Genomic DNA, 803 nt, shown 5'->3' with positions numbered 1-803 from the left:
CGAGGTCCGCCATCGAGCGGATCAGCGTGTAGGCCTGGCCGTTGATCGTCAGCGACTGGCTGGCCTGGTTCGCGTTCGACTGGAAGGTCGCGCTCGCCCCCTGCGCGAAGGTCAGCGTGCCGCCCGTGCCGCCGTTGTTCGTCGTCAGGACCAGCCCGCCGCCGCCCGCGACCGTCAGGTTCGCGTTCACGGCGATCGAGTGGTAGGCCTGGAGCGTCAGCACGCTGTTCGATGACCAGCTCACCGGCGCCGCCACCGTGATGTCGCCGGCGTCAGTCCCGGGCGAGCCCGCCCCGCCCGTCGAGACGACGACGTTGGCGGTCGCGAGCTGGGCCTGCAACGTCGTCGCGCTGATGACGCTCGTGCCCGTCGGGGTGTAGGTCGAGGTCGGGCTGGCGCCGTCGAACCCGCCATTCGCGTCGGATCCGTTCGTGATCGTGATGCTGTAGGGGTCGAGCAGCAGCGTCCCGAACCGGCCCTTGGCCGCCGTCAGGATCGTCGTGCCGTCATAGGACAGGGTTCCCTTCGACGACACCTCCGCCTGGCCGCCATCCCCCCGTTGCGCCCCGCCCCGGGCCGAAATGGTGCCGGCAAAGCGCGTCGCGGCGTCCGACCACACCACCACGTCGCCGCCCTTGCCCGAGGCGGTCGCGTCCGCCCGGATCGTGCTGCCCGCATCCACGCGCACCGTCCGCGCGTGCGGGAGCCGCCCCTGGCCCTGCCGCCCGCCGCCGCGCCGCCCCGTCCCGCCCCCCCTGGCCCCCCCCCCCTCCCCCCTCCCCCCCTTCAGCCCCCCCCCCCCC

At 74.0% G+C, this 803-nt stretch carries 1 pseudogene; it reads right to left on the bottom strand.

What is annotated here, in order from left to right:
* Positions 1-682: pseudogene (locus VP06_RS33070) on the bottom strand (beta strand repeat-containing protein); the annotation flags it as partial.
* Positions 683-803: the final 121 nt, after the last annotated feature.

This window comes from Methylobacterium aquaticum (assembly GCF_001043915.1).
Lineage (GTDB): Bacteria > Pseudomonadota > Alphaproteobacteria > Rhizobiales > Beijerinckiaceae > Methylobacterium > Methylobacterium aquaticum.
The sequence above is the reverse complement of the archived record's forward strand: the minus strand, read 5'-3'. Positions and strand labels throughout refer to the sequence as shown.